The 3,051-nt window shown below is 44.2% G+C and carries 1 protein-coding gene; it reads right to left on the bottom strand.

Going from position 1 to position 3,051, the window contains the following annotated elements:
• Positions 1–3,051: DUF4347 domain-containing protein (locus ACE1AQ_RS09350; RefSeq protein WP_374808293.1), on the bottom strand; the 3,051-nt coding region annotated here is incomplete at both ends.

The raw sequence follows: 3,051 nt of genomic DNA, 5'->3' as shown, positions 1-3,051 counted from the left end.
GCAGTCCTGAATTATAATCAGCTACATAAGCATAGTTACCGACTACTTGTACATCATTAGCATAGCCAGAAGTATCATAATTACCCACAAGAGTGGGGTTTGTCGGGTTGCTGATGTCGATGATTTGCAGTCCTGACGTATCATCAGCTACATAAGCATAGTTACCGACTATTTGTACATCCTTAGTATAGCCAGAAGTATTATAATTACCCTTGAGAGTGGGGTTTGTCGGATTGCTGATGTCGATGATTTGCAGTCCTGAACCCCCATCAGCTACATAAGCATAGTTACCGACTATTTGTACATCAACAGCATTGCCAGAAGTATTATAATTACCCTTGAGAGTGGGATTTGTCGGGTTACTGATGTCGATGATTTTCAGTCCTCCCAGGTCATCAGCTACATAAGCATAGTTACCGACTATTTGTACACCATAAGCAGAGCCAGAAGTATAATAATTACCCTTGAGAGTGGGGGTTGTCGGGTTACTGATGTCGATGATTTGCAGTCCTGAATCATCATCAGCTACATAAGCATAGTTACCGACTATTTGTACACCCAAAGCAGAGCCAGAAGTATCATAATTACCCTTGAGAGTGGGGTTTGTCGGGTTGCTGATGTCGATGATTTGCAGTCCTGACCAACCAGCAGCTACATAAGCATAATTACCGACTATTTGTATATCGTTACCCGGAAAACCATAATTTGCCCCAAGAGTCGGTTTACTGGGGTTACTAATATTAATAATGTCCAGTTCCGAATTTCCTACAACATAAGCATAGTTGCCGACTACTTGTACACCATTAGCCACTACATCAAAAGTATCATAATTATCGAGATCAACACCACCCTTGTAATTGGGGTTTGTCGGGTTGCTGATGTCGATGATGTCCAGTCGTCCAGGAAACGAATTAGCACTCCCACCCTCATAGTCTGGAAAAGGAAAAGGAATTAATACGTCTCCGCTACTGACAATATAAGCATAGTTGCCGACTACTTGTATATCACCGCCGGGATAACCGAACCCTGGCCACAGAGACCAATAATAAGATTCGCCTTTAAGGGTGGGATTTGTCGGGTCGCTGATGTCGATAATTTTCAGCGAACTCCTATTAGCTAGATATGCATAGTTACCGACTACTTGTACACCTAAAGCATCAGCCCAGTTGCTATAATAATTACCCACAAGGGTGGGAGCGGCTGGGTTGCTGATGTCGATGATTTGCAGTCCTGAATCTCCTACAACATAAGCATAGTTACCGACTATTTGTATATCTTCACCACCAAAATTATAACTTTCCTTAAAAGTCGGGTTACTGGGGTTACTAATATCAATAATCCCCAGTTTATCCCCCAATACATAAGCATAGTTACCGACTACTGCTACAGCATCGACACTGTTTAAATTATCCCATTCTCCTACTAATGCTAGGGTAGTAATTGTTCCCGTAACTGCGGTAGTCGTACCTACTGCATAACCCGTACCCGAAGCAAGAGTTAAAGCAACGGTTTCGTCACTTTCAACTGTTGTGTCAGGAGTGGGGTCAACTGTTACAGTCGCAGTCGATGAACCAGCAGCGAAAGTCACTGTCCCTGTTGCACTGGTGAAAGTTGCTGCACCGGTTTGGGTGTAATCTGTACTAAAAGTAGCTGTCCCCCCGACTGTATAATTGGCTGTCAAAGCATTCGTTGTGGAACCGCTACGAGTGAAGGTGTAAATCAAGTTGGTTGTCCCGTGTTCGGTAACACTACTGGGAGAAACCGCAAGAGTGACACTAGCATCATCATTGGTAATTGTTCCAGTAACTGCGGTGGTCGTACCTACTGTATAACCAGTCCCAGAAGCAAGAGTTAAGCTGACGGTTTCGTCGTCTTCAACTGTAGTATCAGCAGTCGGATCAATTGTTACGGTAGCAGTGGTAGAATTAGCGGCGAAAGTCACTGTCCCTGTGGTTGTTGTATAACTGGCTGCACCAGTTTGGCTGTAATCTGTGCTAAATGTCGCTGTCCCCCCGACTGTATAGTTGACGGTTAAAGGATTAGTGGTTACACCGGTACGGGTGAAGGAGTAGGACATATTAGCTGTCCCGTCTTCATCAACACTGCTGGGAGAAATAGAAAGAGTAACAGTTTGTGGACTGGTAAACTCACTCACATCGATGATTTGCAGTCCTGAACTGCCATCAGCTACATAAGCATAGTTACCGACTATTTGTACATCATAAGCACTGCCAGAAGTATCATAATTACCCTTGAGAGTGGGGGTTGTCGGGTTGCTGATGTCGATGATTTGCAGTCCTGAACTGCCATCAGCTACATAAGCATAGTTCCCCACTATTTGTACATCCCTAGCATTGCCAGAAGTATCATAATTACCCTTGAGAGTGGGGGTGGTCGGGTTGCTGATGTCGATGATTTGCAGTCCTGACGTATCATCAGCTACATAAGCGTAGTTACCGACTACTTGAACACCATAAGCCGTCCAAGGAGTATCATAATTACCCTTAAAGGTGGGGTTTGTCGGGTTGCTGATGTCGATGATTTGCAGTCCTGAATCCCTATCAGCCACATAAGCATAGTTACCGACTACTTGTACACCATAAGCCAGGCTAGGAGTATCATAATTACCCACTAAAGAAACTGCAAATACTCCGGGATAAGTGTTGAGTATATCCGGCTGAAAAACCCCAGATGTCTGCAACTCCGACAAATCTAAGGTTTCAATAAAGGTTTGATTCTCTCCCTTTGTCACCGGGAAACTCACCTCTAACTCCCAACTTCCTCCCAAGGCTGCATTTCCTACCCGTCTGCTGGAAGCGGCTATTTTTGCCCCAGTAATTTGGGACAATTTATTAATAAACTCTGTCCCGGCATCTCCCGCCGCGACCTGACAACCGTACAGTAGGATATGATTAATCTTTGCCCAATTCTGTAACTGTTGGCGGTAATCGTAAATATTTGTTAAATTGAGTTGACAATTCCCTAAATATAAGCACCCTGGCGCACCATGGGAAACAAGGTGAATGGTGGTAATCTGGGGATTTTGTTGTA

The organism is Microcystis sp. BLCC-F209 (genome assembly GCF_041928595.1).
Lineage (GTDB): Bacteria > Cyanobacteriota > Cyanobacteriia > Cyanobacteriales > Microcystaceae > Microcystis.
The sequence above is the reverse complement of the archived record's forward strand: the minus strand, read 5'-3'. Positions and strand labels throughout refer to the sequence as shown.